The organism is Sphingomonas jinjuensis (genome assembly GCF_014197105.1).
Classification (GTDB): Bacteria; Pseudomonadota; Alphaproteobacteria; order Sphingomonadales; family Sphingomonadaceae; genus Sphingomonas; species Sphingomonas jinjuensis.
In genome coordinates this window covers 52,626-75,574 of sequence record NZ_JACIEV010000001.1, presented here as the reverse complement: position 1 = coordinate 75,574, position 22,949 = coordinate 52,626, and the positions used below count along the sequence as shown (strand labels likewise).

Annotated in this window: 20 protein-coding genes; 6 read left to right on the top strand and 14 right to left on the bottom strand. The window is 68.3% G+C overall.

All coding sequences use genetic code 11. The features are described from left to right. Positions 1 to 20: 20 nt before the first annotated feature. Positions 21 to 1,598 carry a phosphoglycerate dehydrogenase gene (gene serA, locus GGQ80_RS00360; protein ID WP_183981721.1) on the bottom strand — a complete coding sequence of 526 codons (1,578 nt, stop codon included), beginning with the start codon at positions 1,596 to 1,598 and terminating at the stop codon, positions 21 to 23. A gap of 113 nt (positions 1,599 to 1,711) precedes the next feature. After that, positions 1,712 to 2,866 carry a phosphoserine transaminase gene (locus GGQ80_RS00355; protein WP_183981720.1) on the bottom strand — a complete coding sequence of 385 codons (1,155 nt, stop codon included), beginning with the start codon at positions 2,864 to 2,866 and terminating at the stop codon, positions 1,712 to 1,714. Between the two features lie 207 nt (positions 2,867 to 3,073). Here GGQ80_RS00355 and GGQ80_RS00350 point away from each other — a divergent pair, with 207 nt between their 5' ends. Together GGQ80_RS00350 and GGQ80_RS00345 are read left to right on the top strand one after the other, a co-directional pair. Beyond that, positions 3,074 to 3,715: an extensin family protein gene (locus tag GGQ80_RS00350; RefSeq protein ID WP_221364109.1), complete on the top strand. Its 642-nt coding sequence runs from the start codon at positions 3,074 to 3,076 to the stop codon at positions 3,713 to 3,715. An 85-nt stretch (positions 3,716 to 3,800) separates the two neighbouring features. Continuing rightward, a complete protein-coding gene (locus GGQ80_RS00345; protein ID WP_183981719.1) occupies positions 3,801 to 4,679 on the top strand; it encodes an LOG family protein in 879 nt (292 codons plus the stop codon). Between the two features lie 208 nt (positions 4,680 to 4,887). Here GGQ80_RS00345 and pnp read toward each other — a convergent pair whose 3' ends face one another. The 3 genes from pnp to truB form a co-directional block, all read right to left on the bottom strand. Then, on the bottom strand, positions 4,888 to 7,248 hold the full coding sequence (pnp, locus tag GGQ80_RS00340) for a polyribonucleotide nucleotidyltransferase (RefSeq protein WP_183981718.1): 2,361 nt from the start codon (positions 7,246 to 7,248) through the stop codon (positions 4,888 to 4,890). Between the two features lie 197 nt (positions 7,249 to 7,445). After that, positions 7,446 to 7,715 carry a 30S ribosomal protein S15 gene (rpsO, locus tag GGQ80_RS00335; RefSeq protein WP_183981717.1) on the bottom strand — a complete coding sequence of 90 codons (270 nt, stop codon included), beginning with the start codon at positions 7,713 to 7,715 and terminating at the stop codon, positions 7,446 to 7,448. A 24-nt stretch (positions 7,716 to 7,739) separates the two neighbouring features. Next, entirely contained in the window at positions 7,740 to 8,747 is a 1,008-nt protein-coding gene (truB, locus tag GGQ80_RS00330) for a tRNA pseudouridine(55) synthase TruB (protein WP_183981716.1), read from the bottom strand. 95 nt (positions 8,748 to 8,842) lie between these two features. Between truB and GGQ80_RS00325 the strand changes: the two genes are divergently transcribed. After that, positions 8,843 to 9,934 (top strand): sn-glycerol-3-phosphate ABC transporter ATP-binding protein UgpC, encoded by a 1,092-nt coding sequence (locus GGQ80_RS00325; RefSeq protein ID WP_183981715.1) that lies wholly within the window; start codon positions 8,843 to 8,845, stop codon positions 9,932 to 9,934. A 47-nt stretch (positions 9,935 to 9,981) separates the two neighbouring features. Here the strand turns inward: GGQ80_RS00325 and GGQ80_RS00320 are convergent, their stop codons facing one another. From GGQ80_RS00320 to GGQ80_RS00310, 3 genes are read right to left on the bottom strand one after another with little or no spacing between them, the layout of a single operon-like run. Beyond that, complete coding sequence (locus GGQ80_RS00320; protein ID WP_425505990.1) at positions 9,982 to 10,842, bottom strand: carbohydrate ABC transporter permease; 861 nt, start codon at positions 10,840 to 10,842, stop codon at positions 9,982 to 9,984. Further along, a complete protein-coding gene (locus GGQ80_RS00315; RefSeq protein WP_183981713.1) occupies positions 10,839 to 11,720 on the bottom strand; it encodes a carbohydrate ABC transporter permease in 882 nt (293 codons plus the stop codon). Before GGQ80_RS00315 ends, GGQ80_RS00320 begins: the two co-directional genes overlap by 4 nt. Continuing rightward, on the bottom strand, positions 11,717 to 12,985 hold the full coding sequence (locus GGQ80_RS00310; protein ID WP_183981712.1) for an extracellular solute-binding protein: 1,269 nt from the start codon (positions 12,983 to 12,985) through the stop codon (positions 11,717 to 11,719). The genes GGQ80_RS00315 and GGQ80_RS00310 overlap by 4 nt, the downstream gene beginning before the upstream one ends. Positions 12,986 to 13,170: 185 nt before the next feature. On the opposite strand from GGQ80_RS00310, the gene GGQ80_RS00305 reads away from it, so the two are divergent. Continuing rightward, positions 13,171 to 15,612 carry a M10 family metallopeptidase gene (locus GGQ80_RS00305; RefSeq protein WP_183981711.1) on the top strand — a complete coding sequence of 814 codons (2,442 nt, stop codon included), beginning with the start codon at positions 13,171 to 13,173 and terminating at the stop codon, positions 15,610 to 15,612. On the opposite strand, the gene GGQ80_RS00300 is transcribed toward GGQ80_RS00305, so the two are convergent. Genes GGQ80_RS00300 through GGQ80_RS00290 form a run of 3 tightly spaced genes read right to left on the bottom strand, consistent with a single transcriptional unit; the run spans position 15,609 to position 16,984 of the window. Beyond that, positions 15,609 to 16,280 carry a nucleoside/nucleotide kinase family protein gene (locus tag GGQ80_RS00300; RefSeq protein ID WP_183981710.1) on the bottom strand — a complete coding sequence of 224 codons (672 nt, stop codon included), beginning with the start codon at positions 16,278 to 16,280 and terminating at the stop codon, positions 15,609 to 15,611. The two genes, GGQ80_RS00305 and GGQ80_RS00300, sit on opposite strands and share 4 nt — an antisense overlap. Then, positions 16,277 to 16,660 (bottom strand): DUF2147 domain-containing protein, encoded by a 384-nt coding sequence (locus GGQ80_RS00295; RefSeq protein ID WP_246346760.1) that lies wholly within the window; start codon positions 16,658 to 16,660, stop codon positions 16,277 to 16,279. The genes GGQ80_RS00300 and GGQ80_RS00295 overlap by 4 nt, the downstream gene beginning before the upstream one ends. Positions 16,661 to 16,705: 45 nt before the next feature. Further along, complete coding sequence (locus GGQ80_RS00290; protein ID WP_183982410.1) at positions 16,706 to 16,984, bottom strand: chorismate mutase; 279 nt, start codon at positions 16,982 to 16,984, stop codon at positions 16,706 to 16,708. A 79-nt stretch (positions 16,985 to 17,063) separates the two neighbouring features. Between GGQ80_RS00290 and GGQ80_RS00285 the strand changes: the two genes are divergently transcribed. Further along, positions 17,064 to 18,074, top strand: coding sequence for a polyprenyl synthetase family protein (locus tag GGQ80_RS00285; protein WP_183981709.1), 1,011 nt, complete (start codon positions 17,064 to 17,066; stop codon positions 18,072 to 18,074). Between the two features lie 82 nt (positions 18,075 to 18,156). Here GGQ80_RS00285 and GGQ80_RS00280 read toward each other — a convergent pair whose 3' ends face one another. The 3 genes from GGQ80_RS00280 to GGQ80_RS00270 all read right to left on the bottom strand — a co-directional run bounded on the left by GGQ80_RS00280 (position 18,157) and on the right by GGQ80_RS00270 (position 20,365). Beyond that, a complete protein-coding gene (locus GGQ80_RS00280; RefSeq protein ID WP_183981708.1) occupies positions 18,157 to 18,786 on the bottom strand; it encodes a PEPxxWA-CTERM sorting domain-containing protein in 630 nt (209 codons plus the stop codon). Positions 18,787 to 19,056: 270 nt separating this feature from the next. Further along, a complete protein-coding gene (locus GGQ80_RS00275) occupies positions 19,057 to 20,022 on the bottom strand; it encodes a cation diffusion facilitator family transporter (protein WP_183981707.1) in 966 nt (321 codons plus the stop codon). 43 nt (positions 20,023 to 20,065) lie between these two features. Then, complete coding sequence (locus GGQ80_RS00270) at positions 20,066 to 20,365, bottom strand: hypothetical protein (protein WP_183981706.1); 300 nt, start codon at positions 20,363 to 20,365, stop codon at positions 20,066 to 20,068. A gap of 107 nt (positions 20,366 to 20,472) precedes the next feature. Here GGQ80_RS00270 and hrpB point away from each other — a divergent pair, with 107 nt between their 5' ends. Further along, positions 20,473 to 22,899, top strand: coding sequence for an ATP-dependent helicase HrpB (gene hrpB, locus GGQ80_RS00265; protein ID WP_183981705.1), 2,427 nt, complete (start codon positions 20,473 to 20,475; stop codon positions 22,897 to 22,899). The last annotated feature ends 50 nt before the right edge of the window (positions 22,900 to 22,949 follow it).

Here is a 22,949-nt window from a genome sequence, read left to right as displayed (position 1 = left end):
GGTATGCGGGGCGAAGCCGCTCAGAAGGCGAGGCCCATCGCGGTGCGCACGCCCGGCAACGCCTTGACCTGCGCCAGCAGATCCGCCGACACCGGCTCGTCGACCGACAGCAGCAGCACCGCCTCGCCGCCCGCCTGACGCCGGCCGAGGTGGAAGGTGCCGATGTTGACCCCCGCCTGGCCGAGCAGCGTGCCCAGCCGGCCGATGAAGCCCGGCGCGTCGTCGTTGACCACGTAGAGCATGTCGCCCGCCAGATCGGCCTCGACCTTGATCCCGAACAGCTCGACGAGGCGGGGCGCCTGGTCGCCGAACAGCGTGCCCGCGACCGAGCGCTCGCCGTCGGCGGTCTTCACCGAGACGCGCAGCAGCGTGTGATAGTCGCCTTCGCGCTCTGTGCGGACCTCGCGCACCTCCATCCCGCGGTCCTTCGCCAGGAATGGCGCGTTGACCATGTTCACCGTGTCGGTCTGGTTGCGCAGGAAGCCGGCCAGCACCGCGCTGGTGATCGGCTTCGGGTTCAGCTCGGCCGCCGCGCCTTCCGTGTGGATCGAGATGCGGCCGATCGCGCCGGTGGTCAGCTGGCCGACGAGGCTGCCGAGCTTTTCGGCGAGCGCCATGTACGGCTTCAGCTTGGGGGCTTCCTCCGCCGACAGCGACGGCACGTTGAGCGCGTTGGTGACGCCGCCCGAGACGAGATAGTCGGCCATCTGCTCGGCGACCTGGATCGCGACGTTGACCTGCGCCTCGGTCGTCGACGCGCCGAGGTGCGGGGTCGAGATGAAGCCCGGCGTGCCGAACAGCGGGCTCGCCTTCGCCGGCTCCTCGACGAACACGTCGAGCGCCGCGCCGCCGACCTGGCCTGAATCGAGCGCCGCCTTCAGCGCCGCCTCGTCGATCAGCCCGCCGCGCGCACAGTTGATGATGCGCACGCCCTTCTTGGTCTTGGCGATCGCCTCGGCCGACAGGATGTTGCGCGTCTGGTCGGTCAGCGGCGTGTGCAGCGTGATGAAGTCGGCGCGGGCGAGCAGCTCGTCGAGCGTCACCTTCTCGACCCCCATCTCCACCGCACGCTCGGGCGTGAGGAACGGATCGAAGGCGACGACCTTCATCTTCAGCCCGCGCGCGCGATCGGCGACGATCGAGCCGATGTTGCCCGCGCCGATCAGGCCGAGCGTCTTGGCGGTCAGCTCGACGCCCATGAAGCGGTTCTTTTCCCACTTGCCCGCCTGGGTCGAGGCATCGGCCTCGGGCAGCTGGCGGGCAAGCGCGAACATCAGCGCGATGGCATGCTCGGCGGTGGTGATCGAATTGCCGAACGGCGTATTCATGACGACGACACCGCGCGACGAGGCGGCGGGGATGTCGACGTTGTCGACGCCGATGCCGGCGCGGCCGACGACCTTCAGATTGGTGGCGTGGTCGAGGATGTCCTTGGTCACTTTGGTCGACGAGCGGATGGCGAGGCCGTCATACTCGCCGATGATCGCCTTCAGCTCGTCGGGCGTCTTGCCGGTGATCTCGTCGACCTCGACCCCGCGCTCGCGGAAGATCTGGGCGGCCTTGGGGTCCATCTTGTCGGAAATCAGTACCTTGGGCATGGAATGCATTCCTGTGCAAACGTCATCCTGACGAAAGTCAGGATCTCGTGCGGCAAGCCGTTCGCTCGCGGCCGGAGATCCCGGCTTTTGCCGGGATTACGGAATAGGGAGGATTAAGCGGCCTTGGCGCTCGCGTAGGCCCAGTCGAGCCACGGCCCGAGCACCTCGATATCGGCGGTGTCGACGGTCGCGCCGCACCAGATACGAAGCCCGGCGGGCGCATCGCGATAGCCGGCGACGTCGTACGCCGCGCCTTCCGCCTCGAGCAGCGAGGCCATCTTCTTGATGAACGCCTCGTCGGCGCCCTCGACGGTCAGGCAGACGCTGGTCTTCGATCGCGTCGCGGGGTCGGTGGCGAGGTGGCCGAGCCAGTCGCGGCTCTCGACGATCCGGTCGAGCGCGGCGGCATTGGCGTCGGAGCGGGCGATGACGCCGTCCGGGCCGAGGCCCTTCATCCACTCGAGCGCCCAGATCGCATCCTCGACGGCGAGCATCGAGGGGGTGTTGATCGTCTCGCCCTTGAAGACGCCTTCGGCCAGCTTGCCCTTCGACACCAGGCGGAACACCTTGGGCAGCGGCCAGGCGGGGGTGTAGCTTTCGAGCCGCTCGACCGCGCGGGGCCCCAGGATCAGCACGCCGTGCGCGCCTTCTCCGCCCATCACCTTCTGCCAGCTGAACGTCGCGACGTCGATCTTGGTCCAGTCGATGTCATAGGCGAACACGCCCGACGTCGCGTCGGCGAACGACAGGCCCTCGCGGTCGGCATCGATCCAGTCCGCGTCCGGCACGCGCACGCCGCTGGTGGTGCCGTTCCAGGTGAACAACACGTCGTTCGACCAGTCGACCTGCGCCAGATCGGGCAGCTGGCCGTAATCGGCGCGGATGACGGTGGGGTCGATCTTGAGCTGCTTGACCGCGTCGGTGACCCAGCCTTCACCAAAGCTTTCCCAGGCGAGCGTGGTGACGGGGCGGGCGCCGAGCATCGTCCACATCGCCATCTCGAACGCGCCGGTATCGCTCCCGGGAACGATGCCGATGCGGTGGGTATCGGGGAGGCGAAGAGCCTCGCGCATCAGGTCGATGCAATATTGCAGACGCTGCTTACCGATCTTCGAACGGTGCGAACGGCCGAGGCTGTCGGTCGCGAGCGCATCGGCGGACCAGCCCGGAGGCTTCGCGCAGGGACCCGACGAGAAAAAGGGACGAGCCGGCTTCGTGGCTGGCTTGGACGCACCCTGAACGCCAGGGGCGGCAACGGTATCGGTCATGTATCTCTCCTTGCAGAGAGCACGCGCGGCGTTGGGACCGCGTGGCCCGTCGACGGCCCTACAGATGCGGGTGGAGGCTGGCAATCGAGTTTATCGCGGCAACGTCTCCGTTCGCCCTGAGCTTGTCGAAGGGCGTCTTCCCACACGCCCGCAACTGGGGAACAAAGCTTCCTGCCCTTCGACAGGCTCAGGGCGAACGGGGGAATATTGCGCCATTACATCGTCTTGGCTGTCGGTTGCGCCCTCGCCGCATGCGGGAGCCCCGAGCGACCCTCGCAACCGCCGCCGCGCGTCGTTCAGGGCCCCAGCCTCCGCGAAACCGCGCAATGCCAGGCGGACCTCCGCCGCGAGGGCGTCGATTTCCAGCCTTTGCCCGACAAGCAGTTCGCGCCCGGTTGCGGGCTGGTCGGCACGGTCAAGCTGCTCGATATCGGCGTGCCAACGACGAACCTCGGTGCGGTCCGCTGTGGCGAGGCGCGCGCCTATGCGTTCTGGGCGCGCAATGCGGTGGCGCCGGCGGCCTATCAGATCCTGGGATCGGAGCTCGCCAAGATCGAGAGCATGGGCAGCTATTCCTGCCGCAACACCGTCGGCACCAGCGGGCCGGTGCGCCTGTCGGGCCATGCCACCGCCAATGCGATCGACATCGGCGGCTTCGTGCTCAAGGACGGGCGGCGGATCACGGTCCTGAACGACTGGGCCTCCGCCGACCCGGCGCTCCGCCAGTTCTGGGACGTCATCCGCCGATCGGCGTGCCGGCGGTTCGGAACGGTGCTGACGCCGGACTATAATGCGGCCCATCGCAACCACTTGCACCTCGAGGACGACAAGGCGGGGTTCTGTCGATAACCCCTCCGTTCGTCCCGAGCGCAGTCGAGGGACCGGTGTCTCGACTGCGCTCGACACGAACGGACGAGAGGCGTACCAGCCCCGGATGAACGATCCCAAAGTACCGAACCGCGTCTTCCCCCGCGCCAAGCAGGACGCCGAGAGCGCGAAGACCGTCGTCCCGACGCCGCAGACCGAAAATCCGGCGTACAAGCTCGCCTTCCAGGACATGGACTTCCTGTTGCGCGAGGACCTGCGACCCGTCCGCTTCCAGCTCGAGCTGCTGAAGCCGCAGCTGGTGCTCGACGAGGCGAACATCGCGTCGACCTTCGTCATGTACGGCTCGGCCCGCATTCCCGAGCCGGCGAAGGCGCAGGCGCTGCTCGAACTCGCCACCGACGACAAGAGCCGCCGCATCGCCGAGCGGCTGGTCGCGAAGAGCAAATATTACGAGGTCGCGCGCGAGCTGGCGCGGATCGTCAGCGAGCTGCCGCGCGACGAGGACGGCAAGCGCCAGTTCGTCGTCTGCTCGGGCGGCGGTCCGTCGATCATGGAGGCCGCCAACCGCGGCGCCGCCGACGTCGGCCAGGAATCGATCGGGCTCAACATCGTCCTGCCCCACGAGCAGGCGCCCAACCCCTATGTCACGCCATCGCTCAGCCTGCAGTTCCACTATTTCGCGCTGCGCAAGATGCACTTCCTGCTCCACGCGCGCGCGCTGGCGGCGTTTCCGGGCGGGTTCGGCACCTTCGACGAGCTGTTCGAGCTGCTGACGCTGATCCAGACCGGCAAGATCAAGCCGATCCCGGTGCTGCTGATCGGCCGCGAATTCTGGGACAAGGTCGTCGATTTCCAGGCGCTGGTCGACGAGGGCGTGGTGTCGGAGCGCGACCTGTCGATCTTCACCTATGTCGAGACCGCCGAAGAGGCGTGGGACGTGGTGAAGCGCTTCTACGAAAACCAGGCGGCGGCCGAGGGGGCGTAAGCCACCGTCGCTCGCTCCCCTCCCTGCAAGGTAGGGGCCGGGGGTGGGTTACGAGCCTCGCAGAGCATGTCGCTAGCGGTGAATACCCACCCCCTACCCCTCCCTTCCAGGGAGGGGAGAAGACTTCCCCCGCGCCCTCGTCGACCGCGCCATAAAAAAGGGCCCCGGATCACTCCGGGGCCCTTTTTTATCAGCTTGAGCCGAACGATCAGTCCCGATCGCCGGTCAGGAAGGCGGGTGCGAAGTCGGGCGCGGGGCCGTCGTCCTTGCCGCCTTCGCTGCGCTCGCGACGGGGACCACGGTCGCCACCGCCACTGCGCTCGCCGCCACGATCGCCACGGTCGCGGCGGGGGCCACGATCGCCACGGTCGCCGCCGTCACGGCGCGGGCCGCGATCGCCACGGTCGCCGCGCGGGCCACGATCACCACCCTCGCGCGGCTCGCGCTTGGGACGGGTGTCCTCCAGCTCGGCGCCGGTCTCCTGGTCGACGACGCGCATCGACAGGCGAACCTTGCCACGCGGATCGATCTCGAGAACCTTGACCTTGACCTCCTGGCCCTCGCTGAGGACGTCGGAGACCTTCTCGACGCGGTCGTTCTGGATCTCGGAGACGTGGACCAGGCCGTCCTTGCCGCCCATGAAGTTCACAAACGCGCCGAAATCGACCAGGTTGACGACCTTGCCGTTGTAGATCTTGCCGACCTCGGCCTCTTCGACCAGCCCCTTGATCCAGGCGATCGCCGCCTCGATCTGCGACGGGTCGGACGACGACACCTTGATCACGCCCTCGTCGTCGATGTCGACCTTGGCGCCGGTGGTGGCGACGATCTCGCGGATCACCTTGCCGCCGGTGCCGATCACTTCGCGGATCTTCGACTTGTCGATCGTGAAGCTCTCGATGCGCGGTGCGTGCGCCGACAGCTCGTTGCGGGTCTCGCCGAGCGCCTTGTTCATCTCGCCCAGGATGTGAGCGCGGCCTTCCTTGGCCTGGCTCAGCGCGACCTTCATGATCTCCTCGGTGATGCCGGCGATCTTGATGTCCATCTGCAGGCTGGTGATGCCCTCGCTGGTGCCCGCGACCTTGAAGTCCATGTCGCCGAGGTGATCCTCGTCGCCCAGGATGTCCGACAGGACCGCGAAGTCCTTGCCCTCCAGGATCAGGCCCATCGCGATGCCCGACACCGGACGCTTCAGCGGCACGCCGGCGTCCATCATCGACAGCGAACCGCCGCACACCGTCGCCATCGACGACGAGCCGTTCGACTCGGTGATGTCCGACAGGACGCGGATCGTGTAGGGGAACTCTTCCTTCGTCGGCAGCACCGGGTGCAGCGCGCGCCAGGCGAGCTTGCCGTGGCCGACTTCGCGGCGACCCGGCGCACCGAAGCGACCCACTTCACCGACCGAGTACGGCGGGAAGTTGTAGTGCAGCATGAAGTGCTCGTAATTGAGCCCGTTCAGGCCGTCGATCATCTGCTCCGCATCGCGGGTGCCCAGCGTCGTGGTGCAGATCGACTGCGTCTCGCCGCGGGTGAACAGCGCCGAACCATGCGCGCGCGGCAGGAAGTGGACCATCGCCTCGATCGGGCGGATCTGCTTCGTGTTGCGGCCGTCGATGCGGATGCCGTCCTTCAGGATGGCGCCGCGTACGATGTCGGCCTCGAGCTTCTTCACCAGCTTCAGGCTGGCGAGATACTCGGCCGGGTTCTCGTGCTTGAGCGACTCCAGCTGCTCGCGTGCCTTGGCGCGGGCGTCGTTGATCGCGGTCTGGCGGGCCTGCTTGTCGCGCAGCTTGTACGCGGCGGTCAGGTCGGCACCGATGATCGACTTCAGCTTGGCCTTCACCGCCTTGGTGTCGATGCCGGCCTTCAGCTCCCACGGCTCCTTCGCGGCCTGCTCGGCGAGGTCGATGATCGCGTCGATCACCTGCTGCGACGCCTTGTGCGCGAACATCACCGCGCCCAGCATGGTCTCTTCCGAAAGCTCCTTGGCCTCCGACTCGACCATCATGACGGCGTCGTGCGTCGCGGCGACGACCAGGTCGAGATCGCCGGTCTTCACCTGCTCGTTGGTCGGGTTGAGGACGTACTCGCCATCGACATAGCCGACGCGCGCGGCGCCGATCGGGCCCATGAAGGGCACGCCCGAGATGGTGAGCGCGGCCGACGCGGCGACCATCGCCAGGATGTCGGGCTCGTTCTCGCCGTCATAGCTGAGCACCTGGCAGATCACGTTGATCTCGTTCAGGAACTCTTCCGGGAAGAGCGGACGGATCGGGCGATCGATCAGGCGGCTGGTCAGCGTTTCCTTTTCGGTCGCACCGCGCTCGCGCTTGAAGAAGCCGCCGGGGATGCGCCCTGCGGCCGAATATTTTTCCTGGTAGTGGACGGTGAGGGGGAAGAAGTCCTGCCCTTCCTTCACCGACTTGGCGGCGGTCACCGCACACAGCACCACCGTCTCGCCCAGCGTGGCGAGCACCGCGCCATCGGCTTGGCGAGCGACGCGGCCCGTCTCGAGCGTCAGCGTCTTGTCACCCCATTGGGTGGTCACGGTCTTGGTATCGAACATATCATTTCCTTCACTCCCGACGCCGGATGCGCCGGGGGCCAATGGGACCCCATGAAAATACCATTTTCATGGGAACCCTGCTTACGGGCTAAACCGGCCCGTGGCGGTATGGGACGAGTTGTCGCCCCGTCTGCCGCGGCACCGGATTGTGCGCGCGGCCGATGCGAAAAGGGCGACCCGTCGGGCCGCCCTTCCGATTACTTGCGAAGGCCGAGCTTCGCGATGAGATCGAGGTAGCGCTGGCCGTCCTTGTGACGGAGGTAATCCAGCAGGCTACGCCGCTTGTTGACCAGCATCAGCAGGCCGCGACGCGAATGGTTGTCCTTCGCGTGGGTCTTGAAGTGCTCGGTCAGATTCTTGATCCGCTCGGTCAGCACCGCGATCTGGACCTCGGGCGAACCCGTGTCACCCTCGGCGCGGGCGTGTTCCTTGATGAGCGCGTCCTTGCGCTCTGCAGTGATCGTCATTTCGTTTTCGTCCTCGACATCGCGTCACATGTTGAAACCGCGAACGACACTGACCTGTCGGTCGGCAACCTCGACCAAGGCGACCGGCGTATCGCCGGCAAGCGCGAAGTGGAGACCGTCGTCGGCGGCGATCCCGGCCAGCACACGCCCCTGACGGAGCGCCCCTGCCTGGTCGGGAGTGAGGGAGAGAGCCGGGATGTCGTCCAGCCCCGCCCTCAACGGCAGGAGTAGGTGTTCAAGGGTGCGCGCCTTACCGCTTTCGGCTAATTTGTCCAGCGATATCGCCTGATCGATCGTAAACGGCCCCGCCTTGGTGCGGCGCAGATGGGTGACATAGCCGACCGTGCCCAGCGCCAGCGCGACGTCGCGGGCCAGGCTGCGGACATAGGTGCCCTTCGAGACGTGGGCGAGGAGGATGATTTCTTCCAATTCCTCCCCCAGCGCGCTGGGGGAGGGGGACCGCTCGCGAAGCGAGTGAGGGAGGGGCGGTGCGTCAGCACCGGCTTCGCCGGCCCCTCCACCACGCCCTTCGGGCGCGGTCCCCCTCCCCGAGACAAGCTCGGGGAGGATTTCGAGAGAATGAATCGTCACCGCCCTGGTCGCCAGCACCACCTCTTCCCCGGCGCGGGCGAGGTCGTAGGCGCGCTGCCCGTCGACCTTCAGCGCCGAATAGGCCGGCGGCACCTGCTCGATCCCGCCGGTGAAGCGCGGCAAGACCGCCATGACGTCCGCCAGGGTCGACCGCACGACGCTCGTCGCAATCACCGCCCCTTCGGCATCCAGCGTATCGGTCTGTTCGCCGAAGCGGATCGTGAATTCATAGGCCTTGTCGCTGTCGAGCAGCCGCCCGGCCAGCTTCGTCGCCTCGCCGATCGCGATCGGCAGGACGCCGGAGGCAAGCGGGTCGAGCGTGCCGCCATGGCCGATCTTGAACTTGCCATAGCCGCCGTCGCGAAGCGCGCGCTTCACCAAGCTCACCGCCTGGGTCGAGCCGAGGCCGAGCGGCTTGTCGAGGATGATCCAACCATGCATCGCGCCGCCGCCTAGCGGCCCCCACGGCGAAATCAACGGCTTGTCACCAGGCAGTCGAGCGCCGACAGTCGCCGTGGGATCGACGGGAAACACGCGTGGCACGGATCGAGATCAAGGGCTTGACCAAGCGCTATACGGACGGCTTCGAGGCGCTTCACCACACCGACCTGTCGATCGAGCAAGGCGAATTCATCGTCATCGTCGGCCCGTCCGGCTGCGGCAAATCGACGCTGCTACGGCTGATCGCCGGGCTGGAGGAGCCGAGCGCCGGCACCATCGCGATCAACGGCCGCGACATCACTCATCTGCCGCCGGCGGAACGCGGCGTCGCAATGGTGTTCCAGTCTTATGCGCTCTACCCGCACCTGACCGTCGCCGAGAACATTGCCTTCCCACTGAAGGTCGCGCGCCGCCCCAAGGCCGAGATCGCCGAGCGGGTGGCGAAGGTCGCGGCGTCGCTGGAGCTGGAGGAGCTGCTCGACCGACGCCCGCGGGCGCTGTCGGGCGGACAGCGGCAGCGCGTGTCGATCGGCCGCGCGATCGTCCGCCAGCCCGACGTGCTGCTGCTCGACGAACCGCTGTCTAACCTCGACAGCGAACTGCGTGTACGGATGCGCCACGAATTCGCGCGGCTGCATCAGCAGCTGGGGCGCACGATGGTCTATGTCACCCACGACCAGCTGGAGGCGATGACGCTCGCCAATCGCATCGTGGTGATGGCCAACGGCCGCGTCGAGCAGGTCGGCGCGCCGCTCGACCTCTATGCGCATCCCGCCAGTCTCGCGGTGGCGGCGGCGATCGGGTCGCCGGCGATGAACCTGATCCCCGCGACGATCTGGGGCACGGGAGACGATGGCGTCATGGTGCGGCTGGCCGACGGGTCGGTGGTCACGGTCGCGGCGCAGCCGGGCGGGGGGCATGTCGGCGAGATGGTGACGCTGGGCGTGCGGCCCGAGCATCTGCTGCCCGATCCCGGCGGCGCATTCCAGGGGCCGGTCGAGCTGTTCGAACGACTGGGCCCGCTGTCGTTCGCGCATCTCGGTGGCCCCGGCCATGCCCAGCCGATCGTCGCGCAGCTGCCCGGCGATCGCCACGTCTCGCTGGGCGAGCGTCTGCGCGTCGGCGTCGCGCCGGGCAACGCGCGGCTGTTCGATGCGACGGGTAAGGCCTGGCCGATGGCGGCGTGACCTATTCTATTCCTTCCCCAGCGAGCTCGGGGAGGATTTGAATAGGCCTACCCCTTCAGGCTCCCCCCCAAAAGCCCGCGCAGGTAATAGCGCTGGAGCATCAGGAACAGCAGCAGCACCGGCATCGTCGTCACCACCGACGCCGCCATCATCAGCTCGCCATCGGCAGCGTGTTCGCGCGCGATCGCCGCGACCGCAACGGGCAGCGTGTAGCGTTGCTGGTCAGCCAGCACGATCAACGGCCAGAGGAAGTCGTTCCACGAGCCCAGGAACATGAACAGCGCCAGCGTCACCGTGACAGGGGCGAGCAGCGGCAGGACCAGCGACACGAAGATCCGCATCTCGCCCGCGCCGTCGAGCCGCGCCGCATCGAGCATCTCGTCGGGGATCGCCAGCGTCGCCTGGCGGACGAACAGGATCGCGAAGATGCCGGCGAGGCTCGGCAGGATGACGCCGGCATAGCTGTTGACCAGCCCCAGCTCCTTGAAGATCAGGAACAGCGGCAGCATCGCCACCTGCCCCGGCACCACCAGCGTGGCGATCAGCAGCTGGAGCAGTCGTTCGCGACCGCGGAACTTCAGCTTGGCGAAGGCATAGCCGGCGGGCACCGTCAGCATCAGCCCGAGCAGCGTCGACACCCCCGCGACGAACAGGCTGTTCCCGATCGCCGGCACGATGCGATAGTCGAACCACGCGCCGTCGATTAGCCGCCGGGCGAGCAGCTCGTGATAGTTCTCCCACGTCCAGCGCGTCGGCCAGAACGGCGGCGGGAAGGCGCTCGACGCATAGCGCGGCATGAACGACACCGTCACCATCCAGACGAGCGGGATGATGACCGCCAGCGCCAGCAGCGCGACCGCCAGGTTGAGCGCGACCACGCGGGCGCGGCGGGCGAGGAGGCCGCTCACAGCCATTCGTAGCGCCGCCCGATCCGCGTCTGCACGATCGTCAGCGCCAGGATCAGCAGGAACAGCACGAAGGCGACTGCCGAGGCGAGCCCCAGGTTCCACCATTTGAACCCCTGGTCGTACATGAAATAGAGCACCGTCGTCGTCGACTGGGCCGGGCCGCCGAGCGTCATGACATAGGGTTCGGCGAAGATCTGCAGGAACCCCGCGACGCTCATCACCGCGGCGAGCAGCAGCGTCGGGCCGATGGAGGGCAGGGTGACGTGGCGAAACCGCGTCCAGCGCCCCGCGCCGTCAAGCCGCGCCGCCTCCATCAGCTCGGTCGGCACCGCCGACAGCGCCGCGGTGAACACGACCATGTTGTAGCCGAACACCTTCCACGTCACGAACAGCAGGATCGCCGGGATCGAACTGGTCGGGCTGCCCAGCCAGTCGATCGGCGCGATGCCGACCCAGCCCAGGGCGTAGTTGATGAGGCCATAGCGCTCGTTGAGCAGGAACCGCCACACCACCGCGGTGGCGACGACGCTGGTGACATAGGGGGCGAACAGCAGCACCCGCCATAGCGGCTTCCACCGTACCGCCTCGGCGTCGAGCAGCAGCGCCGCGAACAGCGAGGCGGCGATCGCCATCGGCACGCCGAGCAGCGCGAACAGCGCGGTATTGCTCAGTGCGCGCCAGAACAGCGGCGTCGTCAGCAGCGCGGTGAAATTGCCGACGCCGACGAAGCGCAGGTTGCTCCAGTCGGCGAGCGCATAGATGCTGTAGTCGGTGACGCTCAAGCCGAAGGCGAGGGTGGTCGGCAGCACGAAGACCAGGCCGATGATCGCGAGCACGGGCAGCACGAAGGCCCAGGCGGTGCGCTCCTGTCGCGTCATGCGATCCGTCCCGCCTCGACCAGCTGGCGCCGCTTGGCGAGGATGCGGTCGACCTCGCGATCCATCGTCGCCACGCCCTGGTCGAGCGTCATCAGGCCGCGCACGACCCGCTCGGCGATCAGCTGCACCTCGGTCTGGATCTGCTCCCATTCGGCGATGGCAGGCCACAGCGCCGGCTCGCGCACCTGCTCGGCGAAGGGGGCGAGGCGGGGTTGGCGCATCTGCGGCGCCGACCAGGCGCTGGCGCGTGCCGGCATCGTCTCGATCAGCTCCTGAAAGCGAAGCTCGCTCGCGGCGCTGGTCAGGTGGCGGACGAGCGCCCAGGCATCGTCGGGGCGGCGCGACGACGTCGTCACCGCGACGCTCGCCGATACCGACGAGACGCGGCCGGGGCCATTGGGTCCCGGCATCCGCGTGACGCCCCATCGCTCCGGCGGCAGCTCGGCGGTGCGGCGGCGGAAGTCGAGCATGATCGGCGGGCTCGACGGATAGATCGCGAAATAGCCTTGCGCGAAGGCGGCGACGGGATCCTGGATGTCGGTCGACAGCGCGACCGGCGCATAGCCGTCGTCGAACAGCGACTTGTAGAAGCCGAGCGCCTCGCGAAATTCGGGCGAGGCGAAATTGCCCCGCGTGTCGCGATCCTTCAGCGGCCGCGCCTGCGTCAGCCCGGCGAGCGTCACCAGTAGGTCCCACCAGTTGAGATAGGCGAGGATGACGTAATCGTTCGGCGCCCGCCGCTTGATCGCCGCCGCCATCCGCCGCCACTCGGCCCAGTCGGTCGGCGGACTGGCATAGCCCGCCCGCTCGACGAGGTCGGTGCGATAGAATTGCGCTTGCGGCGCGACCGACCAGGGCACGGCATAGTCGCGGCCGAAATACTGCGCGGTCTGCAGCACGCCGGGAAACTGGTCCGCGACCAGCGACGCGTCGGGCACCTGGCGCAGCGCCCCGATCATCGCGAAAGTGCCGACCCAGCCGTTGTACAGCATCATGACGTCAGGCAGCGCGCCGCCCGCCTGCGCGGTCAGCAGCTTTTCGTGCGCGGCGCTGGCGGGCAGCGTCTGCACCTCGACCGCGATGCCGGTCGCCGTGGTGAAGGCGGGCATCAGGTGCGGGGCATAATCGCCTTCATAGCTGATCGCCCAGAACGTCAGCGCGTCGGGATCGCGCCGGGGCGAACAGCCCGCGGTCGCCGCGAGCGCCGGCAGCCCGGCGATCAGCGCGCGCCGCGTGGCGGTCCAGCGGGCCGTTGCGCTCTCCATACGGCACTGTGGCAGGCCGCCCGGCGCGGCGCCATCGCTACGTCATTGATTATACTCAATGGGACCGGTGGCGTACCAACGGCGGAACGCCCCAAATCCGCGATCGCGGCTGGCCGTCCGTCGTTCGCCGTTAATGTTCTTGGTGGTATAACGCCGCAGAGTACGGCGTATCTTCCGGGGGCATCATGGCAGGACCGATCGACGTGACGGCGGCGCAGGCACGAAGCTGGCTGCAGCAGTCGGGTTTCTATCTTGGATCAAACCAGTTCACCTTTTCGGTCCCCGGTGCCGGCGCGCAATGGCCCGGTTATGGATCGGGAAGCGAACCGTTCAAGGCCGCCTATGCCGCGCCCAACGCCGCGCTCGTCACCGGCTTTCGCAGCGCCATCGCCGTCTGGGACGGGCTGATCGCGCCCGATTTTCGCGAGGTGACGGAAAGCGGAACGACGATCGGCGAGGTCCGCATCGCCTTCACCGATACCGGCGGCAGCTATGGTTATGCCTATCAGGGGACGCCCGTCTCCCCGGGCGGCCGGGTCGGCGACGTCTGGATCGACGACAGCGAGAGCGGCGACAGCTTCCTGCCCGGCACCTACAGCTACCAGGCGGTGCTGCACGAGGTGGGCCACACGCTAGGCCTGAAGCACTCGTTCGATTCGCCGGCGGTGCCGGCCGCGTTCGACAATTACCGCTACACGATCATGTCCTACACGGGGATCGAGAGCAGCGTCACCTTCAGCCAGTCGGGCAACAGCCTGTCGTCGTCGACGCAGACGGTGGTCGCGACGACGCCGATGGTACTCGACATCCTCGCCGCGCAGGCGATCTACGGCGCCGAGACGTCGACGCGCACCGGCGACGACGTCTATCGCTTCACCCAGCGCGCCGCGAGCGTGCAGACGATCTGGGACGCCGGCGGCAACGACACGATCGATACCTCGTCGTTCACCCTGCCGAGCGTCATCGACCTGCGCGCGGGCGCCTATTCCAGCATCGGCCAGTCGTCGCTTGCCGACCAGATCAGCTATTGGTCGGGCCTGTACCCGGCCTATGCCAGCTTCATCCGCCAGGTGCTGACCGGCACGCCGAGCCTGTTCACCGGCACCGACAACGTCGCCATCGCCTATGGCGCGACGATCGAGAACGCCTATGGCGGCGCCGGCGACGACAAGATCACCGGCAACGACGTCGCCAATATCCTGTCGGGCGGCGGCGGCGCTGATACGCTGATCGGCGGCAAGGGCGATGATCTCTACGTCGTCGATCGCGCCGGTGACGTGGTGGTCGAGGCGGTCGGCGAGGGACGGGACACCGTCTTTGCCGAGGCGAGCTACAGCCTCGCTGCCGATGCCGAGGTCGAGGTGCTGTCGACGTCGGCCAACGGCGCGACGAGCACGATCGCGCTGGCGGGCAATGGCTATGCCCAGGTCATCGTCGGCGATTACGGCAATAATACGCTGACCGGCGGTGGCACGTCGCGGTCGGGCGACCAGAACGACGTCCTCATCGGCCTGCGCGGCGATGATCGTTACCTCGTCGACAGCGTGCGCACCGTCGTGTTCGAGAACGCCGGAGAGGGCAGCGACGTCGTCACCGTGTCGGCCGCGGCGTCCAACTTCGTCCTCAACGCGGGCACTTCGGTCGAGACGATCCAGGCGGCCAGCGGCACCGACGCGATCAATATCACGGGCAGCCCCGATGCGCAGACGATCATCGGCAACGACGGCGCCAACATCCTGTCGGGCGCGGGCGGCGGCGACACGCTGATCGGGCTCGGTGGCAACGACACCTATCAGGTCCGCTCGACCGCCGATCAGGTGGTGGAAGCGAACGGCGGCGGCTACGATACCGTCTTCGCGACGGTCAGCTACAGCCTGGGCGCTGCCGAGGTCGAGGTGCTGTCGACCGTGGTCCAGGGCGCATCCGACGGGATCGACCTGATCGGCAACTACGCCAGCCAGCTCGTCATCGGCAATTACGGCAACAACGTGCTCAATGGCGGATCGGGCGGGACCGACACGCTGATCGGGCTGTTCGGCGACGACACCTATGCGGTCGGCGATGCGCACGTCGTGATCGTGGAGAATGCCGGGCAGGGCAACGACACCGTCGTCGCCTCGGCCAGCTACCAGTTGCGCAACGGCGTCAGCGTCGAGACGCTGGCGGCGCAGAACCGCGGCGGCACCGATGCATTGGTGCTGACCGGCAACGAGACCGCACAGGTGATCGCCGGCAACGACGGCGCCAACACGCTCGACGGGCGCGGCGGTGCGGATACGCTCGCGGGGGGCGGCGGGGCGGACGTGTTCGCCTTCACGACGGCGGCAGCGAGCGGCAATGCCGACACCATCCTCGATTTCCAGGCGGGCATCGACAGGATCGGGCTCGCCACCAACGTGTTCGCCGCGGTCACCGATAGCGGCATCCAGTCGAGCGAGTTCGTGGCTGGCACCGCGGCGCAGGATGGCGACGACCGGCTGGTCTATGATCAGGCGAGCGGGCGGCTGTTCTTCGATGCCGACGCTAACGGGGCGGGCGCGGCGATCCTGCTGGCGCAGCTGGCAGCGGGGACGGCGCTGAACGCGGCGAGCTTCGTCGCCATCGCGCCGGTCGCCGATATCGTTTAAGTCGAGGCTGTCGCCATCGCTGCGACGATCTCCGCGGCGATGTCGGCGGGCGGACGCATCGTGCCGCCGTTGAGAGGCTGCACGCGAGCCCAAGGCGACAGCGTCCCGGCCTCCGCCATCGCCGCATAGCGCCGCCGCACCGCTGCCTGGAGCGCGACGTCCGCTTCGTGCTCGTCATAGGTGCGGTCGGTATAGTCGCGCTGCTGCTTCTGCGCGATCTGGCGACGCGCGGTGTCGAGCGGGGTGTCGAGATAGACCGACAGCGCCGGGCGCGGCAGCGCGAACTGCACGGTTTCCAGCGCGACGATCCAGTCGATCAGCGCAGGCGCCTCGGCATCGGGCACCTTTGCCGCCTGGTATGCGATGTTCGACGCGATGTAGCGGTCGAAGACGATGACGTCGGTGCGCGCCATCGTCTCGGCGATGACGTCCGCCGACTCGAGCCGGTCGAGCGCGTAGAGGACCGCGAGCGATCGCGGCGTCGCCGTCCGCTCGAGCCGTCCCGCCAGGAAATCGCCCAGCATATGCCCGCCGATCGTGGCGCCATAGCGCGGGAACGAGATCACCTCGACGCGGCGCCCCTGGTCGCGCAGCGCGGCCGTGACCGCGGCGGCGGTGGTCGCCTTGCCGGCGCCGTCGGCGCCCTCGATGGCCAGCAGGAAGCTCAATCGCGACGCCAGACCTGCGACTTGCAGATGAGGCCGCCGATCAGGCAGCCCTTGACCGTGATCGTGTCCGCATCGTTCATCGCGATCGTCGATCCGAATGAGCGCCCCATGTCGGGAATCCACACCTGGCCCGACCATTTGCCACGCCCGCTGACGCGATATTCGCGCAGCAGCGCGGTGCCGATCAGCGGCGGCCCGCCGTGACGCGCGACGTCGGCCTTGGCCTTGTCGCTCGCGCGCACGACCCAGCCGCACAGCTTGTCGCCGCACGCCCCGGTCTTCACCGCGACCGAATTCTTCGGATTGTGCCAGGTGCCGAGGATCGCCTGCTGGGGGGCGATCATAGGCGCGGCGGTGGCGAGGGCGAGAAACGCGATCATGCCCGCCGGCATAACCAACCGTCCCATGAACCGGTCATGGCTGGATCACGCCTGCATCTGCTGGTGATGGCGGATCACCTCGTCGATGATGAAGCGCAGGAACTTCTCGCTGAACTCGGGGTCGAGCTCGGCGTCCTCCGCCAGCCGGCGCAGGCGCGCGATCTGGTGCTCCTCGCGGCCCGGATCGGCGGCGGGCAGCCCGGACGTCGCCTTGTACCGGCCCACCGCCTGCGTCACCTTGAAGCGCTCGGCGAGCAGATGGACGAGCGCCGCGTCGATATTGTCGATGCTCTTGCGATAGCCCTGCAGCACGTCGTCGGTCATCGTTCGCCCCTTGCCCTCGCGCAACTCCATGAAGCGCGGGCTTGCCTTTGCCAACCCCAGCCGCCACAGCCACGCGAGCATGACCGCGACCATCCACCGTCTCGCCGATCGCCAGCCCAGCCTCGAGCCGATGCTGCAACTCGTGGCCGGCGACATGAATTCGGTCAATGCGGTGATCCTCGACCGCATGCAGTCGCAGATCCCGCTGATCCCGGAGCTGGCCGGCCACCTGATCGCAGGCGGCGGCAAGCGGATGCGGCCGATGCTGACGCTCGCGAGTGCGCGGCTGATCGGCTATACCGGGAACCGCCACCATCGCCTCGCCGCGGCAGTCGAGTTCATCCACACCGCGACGCTGCTCCACGACGACGTCGTCGACGGGTCAGACCTGCGCCGCGGCCGCCGCACCGCCAACATCATCTGGGGCAATCCGGCGAGCGTGCTGGTCGGCGACTTCCTGTTCAGCCGCAGCTTCGAATTGATGGTCGAGGACGGCAGCCTGAAGGTGCTGAAGATCCTGTCCAATGCGTCGGCCGTGATTGCGGAGGGCGAGGTCAACCAGCTGACTGCCGCGCGGCGTGTCGACTTGGGCGAGGATCGCTACCTCGACATCATCAACGCCAAGACGGCGGCCCTGTTCGCCGCCGCCTGCCGCATCGCCGCGGTGGTCGCCGAGCGGCCGGAGCGCGAGGAAATGGCGCTCGACGCCTATGGCCGCAACCTCGGCATCGCGTTCCAGCTGGTCGACGACGCCATCGATTACGTGTCCGACGCCGGCACGATGGGCAAGGATGCGGGCGACGACTTCCGCGAGGGCAAGATGACGCTGCCCGTCATCCTCGCCTATGCCCGCGGCAACGCCGACGACCGCAAGTTCTGGAAGGACGCGGTCGAGGGGCGGCGTTCGTCGGACGAGGATTTCGCCCAGGCGGTCGATCTGGTCCGCCGCAGCCGGGCGGTCGACGACACGCTGGCGCGCGCCCGCCACTATGGCCAGCGGGCGATCGATTCGATCGCCGGTTTCCCGGATGGCCAGGCCCGCGCGGCGATGGTCGAGGCGGTCGAGTTCGCGGTCGCCCGCGCCTACTGATCGCTGATTACAGGGACGGACAAGAGAAAAGCCGCGACCCCATGGGGGCCGCGGCTTTCCGATATCGCTCGTCGCGTCGATCTTACGAGTAGACGACCTGCGAGTTGCGACGACGATAGCGCGCCGCGCCGCCGACCATGCCGAAGCCGATCAGCATCATCGCCCAGGTCGCAGGCTCGGGAACCGCCGAGGCGTCGAACGAGAACAGGCCGGTATAGTCCGACGTATCATTGCCCTTGGTGGGGGCGAACTGGCTGACGATATCGCTGTTCGGGTTACGATTCCAGCCGAAGCCGGTCAGCGTGTACGTCGTGTCGCCGACCGTCGACGAGCTGCCGGCGGTGAACGCGCCGGAGATGGTGTTGTACATGCCCGAAATCGTGGCGCCATCGGCGAAGCCGAGCGTGATCGTGTAGTTCAGGTCCGAATTGGTGATCGAGCCCGACGGAAAGCCATCGCCCGAAATGAGGAAGTCGTTGCCACCCAGCGTAGTCGGATCGTTGATCGTCGGGTTGGTGCCGTTGAGCGCATTCGCGAACGGCTGCTGGATGAACAGCGTGTAGAAACTATCCTGGATGGTGTTCCACACCGTCGAGCTCGGCGAGGCCATGGTGCCGCCGCGGACGGTGGCGCTGGTTAGGTTGGCGGCGGCGTAAGCGTTGGAGGACGCGAATAGCGCGACGGTGGCGCTGGCGAGAAGCAGCTTCTTCATGATGGTAGACCCCTATTCAGGTACAGACGCGTTGACCGAAGTCATGACGCCAAACTGCTCGGGGCCGCTTTGGATGCACCACCCCGCCAAAGGTTACGGAATCGCAAACGGTTAAGGTGAATTTTTGTGCCGTTGGGGGACAAAAATTTCCGTTGACCCGTGTCGTTTGGGCGACGCTGCAAACCGCGATGAACGGTAGTCTGGGCATCGTTTCGCGATCGCATCGGCTTTTCTGCAGGTCGGGCGGTTAATGCGCGCCGGAACCACGACTTAGTGGCGATGATCGCCCGTATCGTGGTGCGGCGCACAAATCGCACCGTCGTGGTCGTCTTGATCCTCGATCTCGATCTGTAGCGTGGCATGGCCGATGCCGAAACGATCCCGCAGCATCTCGCGCGCGTCGGCCAGGAAGGCATCGCCCGGATGGCCGGCGGGCATGACGAGATGCGCGGTCAGCACCGGTTCGGTGGTCGACATCGGCCAGATATGTAGGTCGTGGCACCGCGCCACGCCGGGCAGCGTGCGCAGCGCCATCGTCACCGCATCGAAGTCGATGCCGCGCGGCACCGCGGCCAGCGCCATCTCGATCGTCTCGCGCAGCAGTCCCCAGGTCTGGACGAAGATGACCGCGACGATGACCAGGCTGACCAGCGGGTCGATCCAGCCGATCCCCGTCGCCCAGATCGCGATGCCGGCGATCACGACGCCGGCCGACACGATGGCATCGGCAGCCATGTGCAGGAAGGCGCCGCGAATGTTGACGTCGCCGTGTCGCCCGCGCGCGAACAGCCAGGCGGTAAGGCCGTTGACGAGGATCCCGACACCCGCGACAACGGACACGGTCAGCCCCGCGACCGGCGGCGGATCGGCGAAGCGCTGCCCCGCCTCGAGCGTGATCGCCCCTAGCGCGACCAGCAGCAGCAGCGCGTTGGTCAGCGCCGCGAGGATCGTCGAACCCTTCAGCCCATAGGTAAAGCGCTTTGACGGCGGCGTCCGCGCCAATGCCGCGCCGCCCCAGGCGACCGCAAGCCCCAATACGTCGGACAGATTATGTCCCGCATCGGCGAGCAGCGCGACCGACCCGGTCCACAACCCGAAGCCGCCCTCGGCAGCGACATAGGCGAGGTTGAGCGCGATGCCGATCGCGAACGCGCGGTCGAAGCTCGCCGGGGCGTGGTGGTGGCCGTGGCCGTGATCGTGCTGATGCCCGCCGTGCTGGTGATGGTGCCCGCTCATCGCGATGCGAGGTTACACGCCGCCACGCGCGGGCGCCAGCGCGTCAGTTCTTGCCGAACAGCCCGGAGGTGATCGCCTCCAACCCGCCGCCCTGGCTTAGCGCGCCGGTGACCCGCTGCAACATGTCCTCGCCGCCGATCGACGCCAGCAGCTGCTGGATGGTGTCGGTGGGCAGCCCGGTCTGCTGCGCCGCTGCGTCGACGGTGCTGCCCGGCTGCGACAGGTTGGTCCCGAGCGCGCCGAGCGCCGACTGCACCTGCGCCTCGGTGATGCCGAGCCGCCCGGCCAGCTCGCCGATGTTCACGCCGCCGAACTGGCTCAGCATCTGGTCGAGGATGGTCATGTCGTGATCCTTTCGTTTCGCCGCCAACGCCGCAGGGCCGGCAAACGTTTCCCCCGATCGCGTCGCTGCCTTGCAGGGTGGGCGGCATAGGGGGCACAGCGCCACCCGTGACCCTGCCGATCCACGCCGTCCTCCCCGACCTGCTCGCCGTCCTGCGCGATGGTTCGTCGGCGGTGCTCGTCGCGCCGCCGGGGGCGGGCAAGACGACCGCGGTCGCCCCGGCGCTGCTGAGCGAGCCGTGGTGCGACGGCGAGATCCTGCTGCTCTCCCCCCGCCGTCTCGCCGCGCGCGCTGCGGCGGAGCGGATGGCGGCGCTGGCGGGCGAGCCGGTCGGCCGGACCTTCGGCTATGCGACGCGGATGGATTCAAAGCGATCGGCGGCGACGCGGGTCACGGTCGTGACCGAAGGCATCTTCGTCGCCCGCGTCCAGGCCGATCCCGAACTCGCCGGCGTCTCGGCGGTGCTGTTCGACGAGGTTCACGAGCGCAGCCTCGACGGCGACACCGGGCTCGCCTTCGCCCTCGACGTGCAGGGTGCGTTGCGGCCCGAGCTGCGCATCGTCGCCATGTCGGCGACGCTCGACGGCAGCCGCTTCGCCGCGCTGATGAACGGTGCGCCGGTGATCGAGAGCGAAGGGCGCAGCCATCCGCTGACGCTGCGCCACCTCGGTCGCGACCCCCAGGCGCGGATCGAGGATCAGGTGGCGAGCGCCGTCCGCGCCGCGCTGGCCGACGAAGAAGGCGGCATCCTCGCCTTCCTGCCCGGCGTCGCCGAGATCGAGCGGACCGCGGAACGGCTCGCCAACCTGCCCGACGACGTCATGATCCACGAGCTTCACGGCAGCGCCGATCCCGCCGCCCAGCGCGCGGCAATCGCGCCCGAGCCCGACGGCCGGCGCAAGCTGGTGCTCGCGACTTCGATCGCCGAGACCAGCCTGACGCTCGACGGCATCCGCGTCGTCGTCGATTCGGGTCTTGCGCGCCGCCCCCGCTACGACCGCGCGGCGGGCGTCACGCGCCTCGTCACCGAACGGGCGAGCCAGGCGGCGGTCACCCAGCGCGCGGGGCGCGCGGCGCGGCAGGGGCCGGGCGTCGCCTATCGCTTGTGGGAAGAGGCGGCGACCGCCGGCCTGCCGCGTTTCGATCCGCCCGAGATCCTGGAGGCGGACCTGTCACAGCTGGTGCTGGCGACCGCGATCTGGGGCGTCGCCGATCCCCGCTCGCTCGCCTGGCTCGACCCGCCCCCCGCTGCCGCGGTCGAGGAAGCCACCGCGCGGCTGACGGCGCTGGGCGCGCTCGACGACGATGGTCGGCCGACCGCACACGGCCGCGCCATCGCCGCCATGCCGATGCCGCCGCGGCTCGCGCACATGCTGCTGGTCGCGCCCGACAAGAGGCTCGCGGCGGAGGTTGCCGTGCTGTCGCAGGAGCGTGGCCTCGGCGGCCAGGACGCTGATCTCGACGCTCGCCTCGCCCGGTGGCGGCGCGAGCGCGGCACCAAGGCGGACGGTGCGCGGCGACTGGCAGAGCGGTGGGCGAAGCTCGTGCCCGGCGCCGCCTCGTCGGGCGATCAGCGCGCAACCGGCCCTACCGTCGCGCTTGCCTTCCCCGATCGCGTCGCGCGGCGCCGCGATGCCTGGGGCGAGCGCTGGGTCTCGGTCGGCGGGCGCGGTTTCGTGCTCGATCCCACCGTGCCGCTCGCCCGTGCCGAATGGCTGGCGGTCGCCGAGACGCAGGGATCGGCGGCGGGCGCCCGGATCCTCGCCGCCGCGCCGATCGACGCCACGACGGTCGAGACGCTCTTCGCCGACCGGATCGAGACGCGGCGCATCGCGGACTTCGACCCCGCCACCGGCGGGGTTCGGCCGTTGCGCGAGCGTCGCCTGGGCGCGATTCGTCTATCTAGCGGGCCGGATACGCAGGCCGAGGCGGCGACGATCGAGGCGGCGCTGGTCGAGGGCGTGCGTCACTATGGGCTCGACCTGATGCCGTGGCGCGACTCGGCGCTCGCCTATCGCCGCCGCGCCGTGTTCGCGGGGGTGCCGCTCGACGATGTTACGCTGATCACGCGGCTCGACGAGTGGTTGCCGTCGCTGGTCGCGGGCAAGCGACGGCTCGACGCCATCCAGCCCGGCGCGCTCCACGACGCCATCCGCAACCTGCTGAGCTGGGACGAGCAGCAGCGCGTCGAGCGTGTCGCGCCTGCCGCCTTCACCAGCCCCGCCGGCAGCACCCACGGCATAGACTATGCCGCGGAAGGGGGGGCGCGCGTCGAATTGCGCGTCCAGGCGCTGTTCGGCCTCGCCGAACATCCCGTCGTGGGCGAGGCGCGCGTGCCCCTGGTGCTCAGCCTTACCAGCCCCGCGGGCCGGCCGATCCAGACGACGCGCGACCTGCCGGGGTTCTGGTCGGGCAGCTGGGCCGCGGTGGCGAAGGAGATGCGCGGGCGCTATCCCAAGCACCCCTGGCCCGACGATCCCGCCAGCGCGGCGGCGACGCTGCGCACGAAGCGGGCGGACGCGCGGCGCCCATGATCCTCCCCCCGGCGAGGGAGGATCGACGCGACGAACGCTTCCCCCCATCC

Bases quoted from the DNA above. Each gene is read 5' to 3' on its own strand.
- serA (WP_183981721.1), bottom strand. From the start codon at position 1,598: ATGCCCAAGGTACTGATTTCCGACAAGATGGACCCCAAGGCCGCCCAG.
- GGQ80_RS00355 (WP_183981720.1), bottom strand. From the start codon at position 2,866: ATGACCGATACCGTTGCCGCCCCTGGCGTTCAGGGTGCGTCCAAGCCA.
- GGQ80_RS00345 (WP_183981719.1), top strand. From the start codon at position 3,801: ATGAACGATCCCAAAGTACCGAACCGCGTCTTCCCCCGCGCCAAGCAG.
- pnp (WP_183981718.1), bottom strand. From the start codon at position 7,248: ATGTTCGATACCAAGACCGTGACCACCCAATGGGGTGACAAGACGCTG.
- rpsO (WP_183981717.1), bottom strand. From the start codon at position 7,715: ATGACGATCACTGCAGAGCGCAAGGACGCGCTCATCAAGGAACACGCC.
- truB (WP_183981716.1), bottom strand. From the start codon at position 8,747: ATGCATGGTTGGATCATCCTCGACAAGCCGCTCGGCCTCGGCTCGACC.
- GGQ80_RS00315 (WP_183981713.1), bottom strand. From the start codon at position 11,720: ATGACGCGACAGGAGCGCACCGCCTGGGCCTTCGTGCTGCCCGTGCTC.
- GGQ80_RS00310 (WP_183981712.1), bottom strand. From the start codon at position 12,985: ATGGAGAGCGCAACGGCCCGCTGGACCGCCACGCGGCGCGCGCTGATC.
- GGQ80_RS00305 (WP_183981711.1), top strand. From the start codon at position 13,171: ATGGCAGGACCGATCGACGTGACGGCGGCGCAGGCACGAAGCTGGCTG.
- GGQ80_RS00295 (WP_246346760.1), bottom strand. From the start codon at position 16,660: ATGATCGCGTTTCTCGCCCTCGCCACCGCCGCGCCTATGATCGCCCCC.
- GGQ80_RS00290 (WP_183982410.1), bottom strand. From the start codon at position 16,984: ATGACCGACGACGTGCTGCAGGGCTATCGCAAGAGCATCGACAATATC.
- GGQ80_RS00285 (WP_183981709.1), top strand. From the start codon at position 17,064: ATGACCGCGACCATCCACCGTCTCGCCGATCGCCAGCCCAGCCTCGAG.
- GGQ80_RS00280 (WP_183981708.1), bottom strand. From the start codon at position 18,786: ATGAAGAAGCTGCTTCTCGCCAGCGCCACCGTCGCGCTATTCGCGTCC.
- GGQ80_RS00275 (WP_183981707.1), bottom strand. From the start codon at position 20,022: ATGAGCGGGCACCATCACCAGCACGGCGGGCATCAGCACGATCACGGC.
- GGQ80_RS00270 (WP_183981706.1), bottom strand. From the start codon at position 20,365: ATGACCATCCTCGACCAGATGCTGAGCCAGTTCGGCGGCGTGAACATC.